The 12,530-nt window shown below is 65.1% G+C and carries 10 protein-coding genes; 3 read left to right on the plus strand and 7 right to left on the minus strand.

Annotated features, from left to right (window positions below; all coding sequences use genetic code 11):
- Positions 1 to 19 precede the first annotated feature (19 nt).
- The 4 genes from serA to ACHIRB_RS25725 form a co-directional block, all read right to left on the minus strand.
- Positions 20 to 1,615, minus strand: coding sequence for a phosphoglycerate dehydrogenase (serA, locus tag ACHIRB_RS25710; protein WP_395124234.1), 1,596 nt, complete (start codon positions 1,613 to 1,615; stop codon positions 20 to 22).
- Between the two features lie 110 nt (positions 1,616 to 1,725).
- Entirely contained in the window at positions 1,726 to 2,727 is a 1,002-nt protein-coding gene (gene ilvC / locus ACHIRB_RS25715; protein WP_395115434.1) for a ketol-acid reductoisomerase, read from the minus strand.
- Between the two features lie 81 nt (positions 2,728 to 2,808).
- Positions 2,809 to 3,312, minus strand: a complete 504-nt coding sequence (ilvN, locus tag ACHIRB_RS25720) for an acetolactate synthase small subunit (protein ID WP_199702885.1) — start codon at positions 3,310 to 3,312, stop codon at positions 2,809 to 2,811.
- Positions 3,309 to 5,237 carry an acetolactate synthase large subunit gene (locus tag ACHIRB_RS25725; protein ID WP_199702886.1) on the minus strand — a complete coding sequence of 643 codons (1,929 nt, stop codon included), beginning with the start codon at positions 5,235 to 5,237 and terminating at the stop codon, positions 3,309 to 3,311. Before ACHIRB_RS25725 ends, ilvN begins: the two co-directional genes overlap by 4 nt.
- Before the next feature lie 307 nt (positions 5,238 to 5,544).
- On the opposite strand from ACHIRB_RS25725, the gene ACHIRB_RS25730 reads away from it, so the two are divergent.
- The gene (locus ACHIRB_RS25730) at positions 5,545 to 6,075 is read left to right on the plus strand and encodes a PH domain-containing protein (protein ID WP_395124233.1); all 531 of its coding nucleotides are present in this window, start codon (positions 5,545 to 5,547) and stop codon (positions 6,073 to 6,075) included.
- Between the two features lie 66 nt (positions 6,076 to 6,141).
- Positions 6,142 to 7,986, plus strand: coding sequence for a dihydroxy-acid dehydratase (ilvD, locus tag ACHIRB_RS25735; protein WP_395124232.1), 1,845 nt, complete (start codon positions 6,142 to 6,144; stop codon positions 7,984 to 7,986).
- 67 nt (positions 7,987 to 8,053) lie between these two features.
- Here the strand turns inward: ilvD and ACHIRB_RS25740 are convergent, their stop codons facing one another.
- Positions 8,054 to 8,920 (minus strand): DoxX family protein, encoded by an 867-nt coding sequence (locus tag ACHIRB_RS25740; protein WP_395115372.1) that lies wholly within the window; start codon positions 8,918 to 8,920, stop codon positions 8,054 to 8,056.
- 146 nt (positions 8,921 to 9,066) lie between these two features.
- Between ACHIRB_RS25740 and ACHIRB_RS25745 the strand changes: the two genes are divergently transcribed.
- On the plus strand, positions 9,067 to 10,215 hold the full coding sequence (locus ACHIRB_RS25745) for a PQQ-dependent sugar dehydrogenase (RefSeq protein WP_395124231.1): 1,149 nt from the start codon (positions 9,067 to 9,069) through the stop codon (positions 10,213 to 10,215).
- Between the two features lie 73 nt (positions 10,216 to 10,288).
- On the opposite strand, the gene gatB is transcribed toward ACHIRB_RS25745, so the two are convergent.
- A complete protein-coding gene (gatB, locus tag ACHIRB_RS25750; protein WP_395124230.1) occupies positions 10,289 to 11,794 on the minus strand; it encodes an Asp-tRNA(Asn)/Glu-tRNA(Gln) amidotransferase subunit GatB in 1,506 nt (501 codons plus the stop codon).
- A gap of 78 nt (positions 11,795 to 11,872) precedes the next feature.
- Entirely contained in the window at positions 11,873 to 12,475 is a 603-nt protein-coding gene (locus tag ACHIRB_RS25755) for a TIGR03086 family metal-binding protein (RefSeq protein WP_395124229.1), read from the minus strand.
- Positions 12,476 to 12,530: the final 55 nt, after the last annotated feature.

Here is a 12,530-nt window from a genome sequence, read left to right on the forward strand (position 1 = left end):
CTCACTTGATTGTTCCAGCTCAGGACAGGTCGACGAGCTCGATCATCGAAGCGCCGACGGCTGCTGTGATCGCAGCTTCGACCTCACCGGGCACCGTGCGGTCGATGCGGAGCAGAATGATCGCGCCCGGACCTTCGGCGTCCTGACTCAGCTGTGCGGCCTGGATGTCGATGCCGGCTTCGCCGAGCAGGGTGCCGATCTTGCCGAGCGCGCCGGGCTCGTCGTTGTAGTGGACAACGAGGTTGAGGCCTTCGGCGCGCAGATCGAAGTTGCGGCCGTTGATGTTCACGATCTTCTGGACCTGCTTGGGTCCGGTGAGCGTGCCCGACACGTTGATGACCGAACCGTCGCCGTAGACAGCGCGCAGGTCGGCGACGCTGCGATGGTTGGGGCTCTCCGATGCCTTGGTGAGCTCGGCAGTGACACCACGCTCGGCGGCGAGCGACGGCGCGTTGACGAACGTGACGGCATCTTCGATGACAGCAGAGAACAGTCCGCGGAGTGCCGACAGCTTCAGGATCTCGACGTCCTCGGACGCCAACTCCCCCAGCACATCTACGGAGATACTGACCGGAAGTTCCTTCGACAGCGCACCGAGCAGAACGCCCTGCTTGCGGACGATCTCGAGCCACGGCGCGACTTCCTCGCCGACCGCGCCACCGGAGACGTTGACGGCGTCGGGAACGAATTCGCCTGCAAGAGCAAGCAATACGGACTTCGCAACGTCGGTACCCGCACGGTCCTGCGCCTCGCTCGTCGACGCACCGAGGTGCGGCGTCACGACGACCTGCGGCAACTCGAAAAGCGGGCTGTCCGTGCAGGGCTCGGTTTCGAACACGTCGAGACCAGCGGCGCGCACGTGACCGGACTTGATGGCCTCCGCGAGTGCGGCCTCGTCGACGAGTCCGCCGCGAGCGGCATTGACGATCACGACGCCGGGCTTCGTCTTGGCGAGGTTCTCCTTGCCGATGATCCCCTTCGTCTCGGGGGTCTTCGGCAGGTGGACGGAAATGAGGTCGGCGCGGGAAAGCAGCTCGTCGAGGCTGACCAGCTCGATGCCGATCTGAGCCGCGCGGGCAGGCGAAACGTAGGGGTCGTACGCGATGACGTGGGTTTCGAACGCGGCGAGTCGCGCAGCGAAGAGCTGCCCGATCCGGCCGAGGCCGACGACGCCGACGGTCTTACCGAAGATCTCGACACCGTTGAACTTGCTGCGCTGCCAGGTGTGTTCACGCAGCGTGGCGTCGGCGGCGGGGATCTGGCGCGCTGCGGCGAGCAGCAGGGTCACCGCATGCTCAGCGGCGGTGTGGATGTTGGAGGTCGGTGCGTTGACGACGAGCACACCACGCTCGGTCGCCGCGGGCACGTCGACGTTGTCGAGTCCGACACCGGCGCGAGCGACGATCTTCAAATTGGTTCCGGCGGCGAGAACTTCGGCATCGACGGTCGTCGCCGAACGAACCAGCAACGCGTCGGCCTCAGGAACGGCCGCGATGAGGGCGGGGCGATCAGGACCGTCGACCCAGCGAACCTCGACGCCGTCTCCAAGCGCCTCCACGGTCGACTGGGCAAGCTTGTCGGCGATCAGGACAATGGGGCGGCCTGGCTGGCTCACGTGATGGACTCCCGAGTAGGCGTGGCGAATTCGTTGAACAGCTTAGCTTCGAGGTTGTGCGCGGTTGACGGGTCCATGGACCCGTCAACCGCGCACAGGGCGTGTGCGCCCTATGCGGTCTCGGTGATCGGACGATCGACCCAGCTCATGAGTCCACGCAGCTGCTTGCCGGTGACCTCGATGGGGTGCTCGGCATTCGCCTTGCGCAGACCTTCGAGTTCGGTGTTGCCGTTCTCGACGTTCGCGACGAGGCGACGGGTGAACTCGCCGGACTGGATGTCGGCCAGAATCGCCTTCATCCGCTCCTTGGTGCCTGCGTCGATGACGCGCGGACCCGAGAGGTAGCCGCCGAACTCCGCGGTGTCGGACACCGAGTAGTTCATGCGGGCGATGCCACCCTCGTACATGAGGTCGACGATGAGCTTGAGCTCGTGCAGCACCTCGAAGTACGCCATCTCGGGCGCGTAGCCGGCCTCGACCATCACCTCGAAGCCCGTCTTGACCAGTTCTTCGGTGCCACCGCAGAGCACGGCCTGCTCACCGAAGAGGTCGGTCTCGGTCTCTTCCTTGAACGTGGTCTTGATGACGCCCGCGCGGGTGCCGCCGATGCCCTTGGCCCACGAAAGAGCAAGCGCCTGGCCCTCGCCCTTGGGGTCCTGGTCGATGGCGATGAGTGCCGGAACGCCCTTGCCGTCGACGAACTGACGACGCACGAGATGGCCGGGGCCCTTCGGCGCGACCATGCCGACGGTGACGTTGGCCGGAGCCTCGATCAGCTTGAAGTGGATGTTCAGACCGTGTCCGAAGAAGAGGGCGTCGCCGTCCTTCAGGTTCGGCTCGATGTCTTCCTTGAAGATGGCAGCCTGAGCGGTGTCCGGTGCGAGCACCATGATGACGTCTGCCCACTCGGAAACCTCGGCAGGCGTGCCGACGGTGAGGCCCTGCTCTTCGGCCTTCGCCCGCGAGTTCGAGCCTTCCTTCAGGCCGACGCGGACCTCGACACCGGAATCACGCAGGCTCAGCGAATGCGCGTGCCCTTGGCTTCCGTAGCCGATCACCGCGACCTTGCGGCCCTGGATGATCGACAGATCGGCATCGTCGTCGTAGAACATCTCGACTGCCACTTTGGTTGGTTTCCCTTCTCCATTTACAACTGTGAACGTGTGCTGTGCTGACGTTTTCAGAAAAAGCTTTTAGCGCGCTGCGGTGATGGACTTGTGTCCACGCCCGACTGCGACAACTCCGGACTGCACGATCTCTCGAATTCCGAACGGTTCGAGCATTCGCAGCAACGCATCGAGCTTCGACCGGGTGCCGGTCGCCTCGATGGTCAACGCGTCGGGTGACACGTCGATGACCTTCGCGCGAAAGAGCGTAACTGCCTCGATGACGGCGGTCCGCACGCTGGCATCGGCGCGGACCTTGACGAGAATCAGTTCGCGAGCAACCGAGGTGTCGGTGTCCTGCTCGACGATCTTGATCACGTTGATCAGCTTGTTGAGCTGCTTCGTCACCTGTTCGAGCGGCGAATCCTCGACGGTCACGACGATCGTCATGCGCGAGATATCCGGAATCTCCGTGCCCCCCACCGCAAGTGATTCGATATTGAATCCGCGGCGCGAGAACAGAGCGGCCACCCTGGCCAACACTCCGGGCTTGTCCTCGACGAGCACGCTGAGCGTGTGGCTCGTCCTCACTTCGTATCCTCCTGCACTGCTTGGGGTCGGTCCATCGCGGCGTGGATGACCGACGGCTCCGCAACAAGTTCGTCGTCGTCGAACAACGGCCGGATGCCCCTGGCCGCCATGATCTCGTCGTTGCTCGTGCCTGCGGCGACCATCGGCCACACCTGGGCGTCGGCGCCGACGATGAAGTCGATGACGACAGGCTTGTCGTTGATCGACTGTGCCTCGCGGATTGCGGCTTCGACGTCTTCTTCACGCTCGACGCGAATGCCGTGGCAGCCGTAGGCATCCGCGAGCTTCACGAAGTCGGGGATCCGCAGCGAGTGGGTGCCGAGGTCGGTCTGGGAGTAGCGCTCCTCGTAGAAGAGGGTCTGCCACTGCCGGACCATGCCGAGGTTGCCGTTGTTGATAACGGCGACCTTGATCGGGATGCCTTCGACGGTGCAGGTGGCCAGTTCCTGATTGGTCATCTGGAAGCAGCCGTCGCCGTCGATCGCCCACACCTCTTTTTCGGGTGTGCCCATCTTGGCGCCCATGGCAGCGGGAACGGCGTAGCCCATCGTGCCGAGACCACCCGAGTTGAGCCAGGTACGCGGCTTCTCGTAGCGGATGAACTGTGCGGCCCACATCTGGTGCTGGCCGACGCCCGCGCAGTAGACCGCGTCCGGTCCGGCGAGGCGTCCGATCTCGGAGATCACGAATTCGGGTGAAAGCGAACCGTCGGCCGGGCGATCCCAGCCGAGCGGGTAGCTCTTGCGAACACCGTCGAGGTACTCCCACCACTTGCTGATCTCGATCTTCGAACCGGTCGCCTGGTCGGCGCGGATCGCCTCGATCAGCTCGGAGATCACCTCGCGGCAGTCACCGACGATCGGCACGTGCGCGTGGCGATTCTTGCCGATCTCGGCCGGGTCGATGTCGGCGTGGATGACCTTCGCATCCGGTGCGAAGGAGTCGAGACGACCGGTCACCCGATCGTCGAAGCGGGCACCGAGCGTGATCAGCAGGTCGCTGCGCTGCAGCGCAGCGACGGCGGCAACCGTTCCGTGCATGCCTGGCATGCCGCAGTTCAGATCGTGGCTGTCCGGGAACGCACCGCGCGCCATCAACGTGGTGACGACTGGGATGCCGGTCAACTCGGCTAGTTCCAACAGCTCGGGTGAGGAGTCGGACTTGATGACGCCACCACCGACGTAGAGCACCGGTGCCTTCGCGTCCATGATCAGCCGTGCTGCTTCGCGAACCTGCTTGCCGTGGGGCTTGGTGACCGGACGGTAGCCGGGCAGCCGCATTTCGGGCGGCCACGTGAACGTGGTCTGCGCCTGCAGCACGTCCTTCGGGATGTCGACGAGCACCGGGCCCGGACGACCCGACGAGGCCAGGTAGAACGCCTCGGCCATGATCCGCGGGATGTCGACGCCGTCGGTGATCAGGAAGTTGTGCTTCGTGATCGGCATGGTGATGCCGGAGATGTCGGCTTCCTGGAAAGCGTCGGTGCCGATCATCGGCCGCGGGACCTGACCTGTGATGGCAACGATCGGGACCGAATCCATGTTGGCGTCGGCGATCGGGGTGACGAGGTTGGTCGCTCCCGGCCCGGACGTCGCCATGCAGACGCCGACCTTTCCGGAGGACTGCGCGTAGCCGGTTGCGGCGTGGCCTGCACCCTGCTCGTGGCGAACGAGCACGTGGCGGACCTTCTTCGAATCGAAGAGGGGGTCGTAGACAGGAAGTACCGCACCACCCGGAATGCCGAATACCACGTCGACGTCGAGTTCCTCGAGCGCGCGAACGACCGACTGCGCGCCCGTGACACGCTCGGGCGGAAGCTGACGGCGGTTGATCGGCGATGCGGCTGGTGCCGCTGGGGTCGACTGGGGAGCCGATGGCGTCGACCTGCGGGTTGTCGGCCCCGGTCGTGCGGTGGGTGCGCTCACTTTGGTGCTTCCTTCGTGCGTCGCGTTGTACTGATCAGGTCTCGAGCTCTGGGCGGGTCGGATCCGGAAATTGCCCTTAACAGCAAAAAGCCCTCGACAGCCATGCTGTTCGAGGGTGGCGCGTCATGCGTGCGAGTTGATAATCGACTCAGGCTGTTGCCTTCACGCGCAGACGCGCCGGCCGATTACGAGCAACTCATTTCTTTTCACGCGCTCGACGGTAGGCGTGAGTACGCCGAAGAGTCAAACCTGTGACGACGCCGTCCCATTATGTGGGAACAATCCGTTGTAATGCGAAGATGGTGGTGTGTCATCACCGCATAAGTCCGTGCCACCACAGTCATCGTCCCACACTGCCGACGGCAACAATGTCGACGGGGCTGCGGTCGAGCAGGCACCATATGTCATAAGAATCACCCGACTTTCCCTGGTCGCGGCGTTCATGCTGCTGATCTGCGTCAGCTTTCCCGCCCTCGGCTGGCCCGCTGCGCTCGGCTGGCTGTTCCTGTTGCCGATCAGCGTGACGGTGTGGATTTTGCGAAACCAGACCACCGTCACCTCGTCGGGTCTCGAGACCCGCAGTGTGTTCGCTGCCAAATCGATCCCGTGGACCGACATCAAGGGCGTGCGATTCCCGAAACGCGGCTGGGCACGGGCGGACCTGATCAGCGGCAAGGAAAGCGTCCTGCCTGCCGTAGGTTTCGATCGTCTGCAAGAATTGGCAGAGGCCTCGGGCGGGCGAATCCCCGATCCGTATGCCGCAGTCCCGGACGTCGTCGAGTCGAACCATGATTCGGACCCGGAAGAGAATTCGGAGTCACCGCGCTCATCCGAGTAACCGGTATCGGGCCCTCGGCATCCGCGCGCGCTCCGTCAGTGCATGCTCTATCCGAAGAAGGTCGCTATGCCTCCACTCAGATCACGTACGACAACGGTCGGCCGCAACGCAGCAGGCGCACGCGCGCTGTGGCGTGCCACAGGAATGACCGACTCCGATTTCGGTAAGCCGATCGTTGCGATCGCGAACTCGTACACGCAGTTCGTACCCGGACATGTGCATCTGAAGAACGTCGGCGAGATCGTCGCCGACGCCGTCCGCGCTGCGGGTGGCGTGCCTCGCGAGTTCCACACCATCGCGGTCGACGACGGTATCGCGATGGGCCACGGCGGCATGCTCTACTCGCTGCCGAGTCGCGAGATCATCGCCGACTCGGTCGAATACATGGTCAACGCGCACACCGCCGACGCACTCGTGTGCATCTCCAACTGCGACAAGATCACACCCGGAATGCTCAATGCCGCTATGCGACTGAACGTTCCGACGGTGTTCGTCTCGGGCGGACCGATGGAGGCAGGCAAGGCAGTGGTCGTCGGCGGCGTCGCACAGGCCCCTACCGACCTCATCACCGCGATCTCCGCGAGCGCCAACGATGCGGTGTCCGAAGACGGGTTGTCGGAAGTGGAGCGCAGCGCGTGCCCGACGTGTGGCTCGTGCTCGGGCATGTTCACTGCCAACTCGATGAACTGCCTCACCGAGGCACTCGGACTTGCATTGCCCGGCAACGGTTCCACCCTTGCGACCCACGTCGCACGCCACGCTCTCTTCGAACGAGCGGGAACCACCGTCGTCGAGGCAGCGCTCAAGTTCTACCGCGACGACGACGCGAGCGTCCTGCCTCGAAACATCGCTACACACAAGGCTTTTCGCAATGCGATGGCGCTCGATGTGGCAATGGGCGGGTCGACCAACACGGTGTTGCACATCCTTGCGGCAGCGCAGGAGGGCGAGGTGCACGGCTTCGACCTCGCCGAGATCGACTCCATCAGTCGCGGTGTTCCGTGCCTGTCGAAGGTCTCGCCCAACTCCGATTACCACATGGAGGACGTGCACCGCGCCGGCGGAATCCCCGCGATCCTCGGTGAACTCCGCCGTGCCGGACTGTTGGAGACCGACGTCTCGACCGTGCATACGGCCAGTTTCGACGAGTGGCTCGACACCTGGGACATCCGCTCCGGCAAGGCATCCGGCGAAGCGGTCGAACTGTTCCACGCGGCTCCGGGAGGGGTCCGTACCGTGGAGCCGTTCTCGACCGACAACCGCTGGTCCTCGCTCGACCTCGACGCGGCCGGTGGGTGCATCCGCGACTTCGACCACAAGTACACCGTCGAAGGTGGACTAGCCGTGCTGCGCGGCAACCTCGCACCCGACGGCGCGATCATCAAGACCGCGGGCATCGACGAAGAACTGTGGAACTTCCAGGGTCCGGCGCGCGTCGTCGAATCCCAGGAGGAAGCGGTCTCGGTGATCCTCGGCAAGAAGATCCAGCCTGGCGACGTGCTCGTCGTCAGATACGAGGGACCCGCGGGCGGGCCCGGCATGCAGGAGATGCTGCACCCGACCGCATTCCTCAAAGGTTCGGGCCTCGGCCGCAAGTGCGCCCTCATCACCGACGGCCGCTTCTCCGGTGGTTCGTCGGGCATTTCGGTCGGCCACATCTCCCCCGAAGCTGCGGGTGGCGGTGCGATCGGCCTTGTGCAAGACGGTGATCAGGTGTTGATCGACGTCGTGACCCGCCGGTTGGAGCTCCTTGTCGACGACGAGGTGCTCGCCGAGCGACGAGCCAAGATGGAGGCCTCGGAGCGGCCGTGGCAGCCGGTCGGTCGGGAGCGAACAGTCACGACGGCATTACGCGCCTACGCAGTGCTCGCCTCGTCGGCGGACAAGGGTGCGGTGCGCAGAATTCCGTGATGCGTCGAGCGCATAGCTGTGCAGGCAGATTCGAGTCGTTTTCCCTGAACAGCTATGCACTCGGCGGTCAGACGAAGGGATTTCCCCCGCGCAGGAAGATCCACGTGCACGCGGCGGCAGCAATGGCTGCGAAGAGGGCAAGAAGCGACCCGACGTAGGGCCGCGTCGCCCAGCCACGGCCACCGTCCACCGCGTACTTGCCTGGACCGGTCAGAATGATGGCCGCTGCGCCGATCATGAGCAGCGTCTCGTATTCGGGCCCGTTCGGCGCCGTGAACTGCAGCCCGTGCTCAGCGCTCTGTCGTGCCAACCACGCGTCGATGATCACGGCGAGCACAGCGCCCGCGGCCAACGGTGTTGCGAGCCCGAGGATCAGCAGCGAACCGCCCGCCAACTCCCCGACTGTGAGCAGAATCGCGCACAGACGCGGCTGCTCCCAGCCCATCGCGTCGAGTGCGTCACGCATGCCGTCCAGACCCGGTCCACCCCACCACCCGGTCAGTTTCTGCAGGCCATGAAAAACGAACAATGCGCCGACACCGACGCGGAGCAGCAGCAGTCCCAGATCGAGGGTGCCCCTCCCGCGCAGTTCGTCCTCGTCGACCTGCCTGTTGCGCCTGCGCGTTTTCGTCGCAACGGCCGCGGCGGGGGCCGCGCTCGAGTCGGGTTCGAATGCGTACTGCTTCTGCATGGGTATCGAGGGCGACGAGTCCTCGAACGCGTATTGCTTACGACTTGGTTCGTCGTCGAAGTCGGGCCGATAGGTCGGTAGCTGTTGCGTCGGATCGATGTCGAGATCGTCGTCGGTCTGCGGAAAGTTGCGACCCGCAACCGGTATTTTCTCGGTCGGCTCGTCGTACGGACTCCCCGCGGCGCGTCCGGTCGGCGGCACGTCGGCAGGCAGATCCGACTTATCCCGTGGCGTTTCGGTCACGCATCGAGACTAGGTCTCGCATCCGTTGTCTCAGCGTCTTTACCATGCCGACGCGCCGATTCGATCTCTGGCGAACGTTTCCTCGCACGATGTTCTCGGCGGACCCCTTTCACGCACGCGCAGTGTTGCTTCCGTAACGTGAAGCCATGACGTTGGCTTCACCGGGGGCGCGAATGCGGCCCGCACGCAGGCGACGCGGAGTCACCGCCGTGTCCGCCCTGCTCCTGCTCGTCCTGACGGGATGCGCACGCTTCGACGACGCTGCGTCCAGCCCGTTCAGCCCAGAGCCGACCGCGGGGCCCGCCGAGGTCGGCCCACGCACCGACAAACCACCGACGTCGACCTCACGCCCACCACGTCCGAGCGGGCCGTGCATCGATCCGGACCCCAACGTCGTCGCGACCTGCCTGGACACGACGGGCGGAATAGTCGTGCTGCCCGACGGCTCGGGCGCGCTCATCGCCGAACGGCGCACCGGCCGCATCCTGCGCGTCGCACCCGAACAGCCTGCCGCGGAAATCGCCCGCATCGACGTCGACGGGTCGAGCGACGGTGGACTGCTGGACTTGGCACTCTCGCCGACGTTCCTCGAAGACGGCTTGATCTACGCCTACATCACAACCGGCAGCGACAATCGTGTCGTTCGAATCGCCGCGGGCGACACACCCAAGCCAGTGCTCGAAGGCATTCCGCGCGGCGCGACCGGCAACGCTGGGGCGCTCGACTTCGTCAACGAGAACGAACTTGTCGTGCTGACGGGCGACGCCGGAAACCCAGCTGCCGCAGCCGATCCCGGCTCGCTCGCTGGCAAACTGTTACGCCTCGATCGGCCCAACGTCGGCCAACCCGCCACACCTCGAGTTGTCGTGTCTGGCATCGGCGTTGCCGGTGACGTATGCCTGGAACCGGGTGGAACGATCTGGGTCACCGACCGCACAGGCGTCGAAGATCGTCTGCAGAAGGTGAATCCGGAGGGCGCCGTCTCGTCGGCATGGACGTGGCCAGACCGCCCCGGCGTCGCGGGATGTGCGGCCGGAAGTGGCGTTGTCGCAGTCGCATTGACCGGCGCAAGGGCCCTCGCCCTGATGACCGTCGACCAGGGCACGGGTTCCATAACGGCGGCCCCGACCTTGCTCGCCCAGAATCAGTACGGCCAACTCGGTGGAGCGACTCCCGGACCCGACGGCGCGATCTGGGTGGGAACGGTGAACAAAACAGGCGGCGAACCCGGCCCGAACGACGATCGAGTCGTTCGGATACCGCTACCCGGAGACGGTGGCGGCGGTCCGGATTAGGACGAGGCGGCTACGCCGCTCGTGAGTCCTTTCGGAGGTTCCGACCTCCGAAAGGACTCACGAGCCGCAGGCCTCAGGCGCAGGCCTCCAGGACCAATTCGCGGACCCGAGCTGCATCGGCTTGCCCGCGCGTCGCCTTCATGACGTCGCCGACGATCTTGCCCGCAGCTGCAACCTTGCCGCTGCGGATCTTCTCAGCGATGTCGGGGTTGGCGGCTAGCGCGGTGTCGACGGCTTCCTTGAGTGCGGAGTCGTCGCGGACGACGCCGAGGCCGCGGGCGGCGATGATCTCCTCGGGAGTGCCTTCACCGGCGAGTAGACCGTCGATGACCTGACGTGCACCCTTGTTGTTGACCTTGTCCGCCGCAACGAGAGCGATCACGGCCGCTACCTGCTCGGGTGTGATGGGCAGCGCGTCGAGTTCGACGCCACGCTCGTTCGCCTTCTCGGACAGATACGCGACCCACCACGAACGAGCAGCAGCAGCGGGAGCACCGGCATCGACGGTGGCGATGATCAGATCGATGGCACCAGCGTTGACGAGGTCGCGCATGACCTCGTTGGACAGCGCCCACTCCTCCTGGATGCGCGCACGACGCAGCCACGGCAGCTCGGGAATGGTCGTACGGAGCTCCTCGATCCACTCCGCATCGGGGGCAACGGGTTCCAGGTCGGGCTCGGGGAAATAGCGGTAGTCCTCGGCGGTCTCCTTGCGACGCCCAGCGGACGTCGTCCCGTCGGCCTCCTGGAAATGCCGTGTCTCCTGGACGACTTCGGCGCCGGCGTTCAAAACCGCTGCCTGACGGCGCATTTCGTAGCGAACAGCAACTTCGACGCTCTTCAGCGAGTTGACGTTCTTCGTCTCGGTACGCGTACCGAACTCCTTGGCGCCGATCTTCATCAGCGACACGTTCGCGTCACATCGCAGCGAACCCTGGTCCATCCTGACGTCGGAAACGCCGAGAGCCTTGAGCAAGTCACGCAACGCCGTGACGTAGGCGCGGGCGACCTCGGGAGCGCGCTCGCCGGTGCCTTCGATCGTCTTCGTCACGATCTCGACCAACGGGACGCCAGCCCGGTTGTAATCGAGCAGCGAATGGCTGGCGCCGTGGATGCGTCCGGTTGCGCCGCCGACGTGCAGCGACTTGCCGGTGTCCTCTTCCATGTGCGCGCGCTCGATCTCGACGCGGAAGGTGCTGCCGTCGTCGAGGACGACATCGAGGTAGCCGTCCGTCGCGATCGGCTCGTCGTACTGGCTGATCTGGTAGTTCTTCGGCTGGTCCGGGTAGAAGTAGTTCTTGCGCGCGAAGCGACCCCACGGCGTGATCGAGCAATTGAGCGCCAACCCGATACGAATCGCCGACTCGACGGCAGTCGCATTCACGACCGGCAGCGACCCCGGCAGGCCGAGGCACACCGGGCAGACCTGCGTATTGGGCTCGGCACCGAACTCGGTCGGGCAGGCGCAGAACATCTTGGTCTGAGTACCGAGTTCGACGTGAACTTCCATGCCGAGAACGGGTTCGTAGGTGGCGAGCACATCGGCGTAGTCGACGAGATCGACCGTTGCGGCAGTCATGCAGGACAGTTTATGCGGCGGGGGACGAACGACTGGCCGGGGGCGGATGCCCCCGGCCAGTCAGCCGACCCGCAGACCTCAGGCGGTCCAGTGCGGATCGCGGCCGAGGTAGCGGAGGAACGTGTCCTCGGCGCCGGCTTCCCCCTCCGACTCGACGACCGCCGCGTAGACGCCGTAGTTCCGCAGCGGCTCGACGATTTCCCGAGCAACCGCGAGTAGCTGCGCGGACAGTTCGTCACCCAGCGGTGACGGCGCTCCGATCGCGCGGGCGATGTCCCAGGCATGGACGGCGGCGTCCAACGCGCAGGCGCCGGAGGCGATCTCGACGGGCAACTCGCCGTGCGGGAGCGGAGTCGGAGCGGTTGCCCGATCGTCGGCCACATCGGCCCACGCCGAGGCGGTCGGGGCAATGGCGTCGCGAACCAGATCGGTTGCACTGCCGTCGATCGCACCCGACGGCGAGAACGGGTCGTAGGTAGGTCCGTCGCCGACGCCGAGCGCCGACGCGTAGGCGAGTTGGTCGGCCGCGGCGTGCTGAACGACCTGGGTGACCGTCCACTCCGAGCACGGTGTCGCGAGCTGCCACTGGTCGTCGCCGATCGCGTCGACCGTGGTCTGCAGTGCGCGATGAGAAGCGGCGAGAGCGGTGCGCCAGTCGAGGTTTGCGGTCGTGTCGGTCATGTCGTAGCCCTTTCGTCGTGTTCTTCCTTCTGTAAACAGCTTAAATTGCCATTAG

The organism is Antrihabitans spumae, from assembly GCF_043944905.1.
Classification (GTDB): Bacteria; Actinomycetota; Actinomycetes; order Mycobacteriales; family Mycobacteriaceae; genus Antrihabitans; species Antrihabitans spumae.

Excerpts from the sequence above, each read along its gene's own strand:
- ilvC (WP_395115434.1), bottom strand. The coding sequence starts at position 2,727 with ATGTTCTACGACGACGATGCCGATCTGTCGATCATCCAGGGCCGCAAG.
- ilvD (WP_395124232.1), top strand. The coding sequence starts at position 6,142 with ATGCCTCCACTCAGATCACGTACGACAACGGTCGGCCGCAACGCAGCA.
- ACHIRB_RS25745 (WP_395124231.1), top strand. The coding sequence starts at position 9,067 with ATGACGTTGGCTTCACCGGGGGCGCGAATGCGGCCCGCACGCAGGCGA.
- gatB (WP_395124230.1), bottom strand. The coding sequence starts at position 11,794 with ATGACTGCCGCAACGGTCGATCTCGTCGACTACGCCGATGTGCTCGCC.
- ACHIRB_RS25755 (WP_395124229.1), bottom strand. The coding sequence starts at position 12,475 with ATGACCGACACGACCGCAAACCTCGACTGGCGCACCGCTCTCGCCGCT.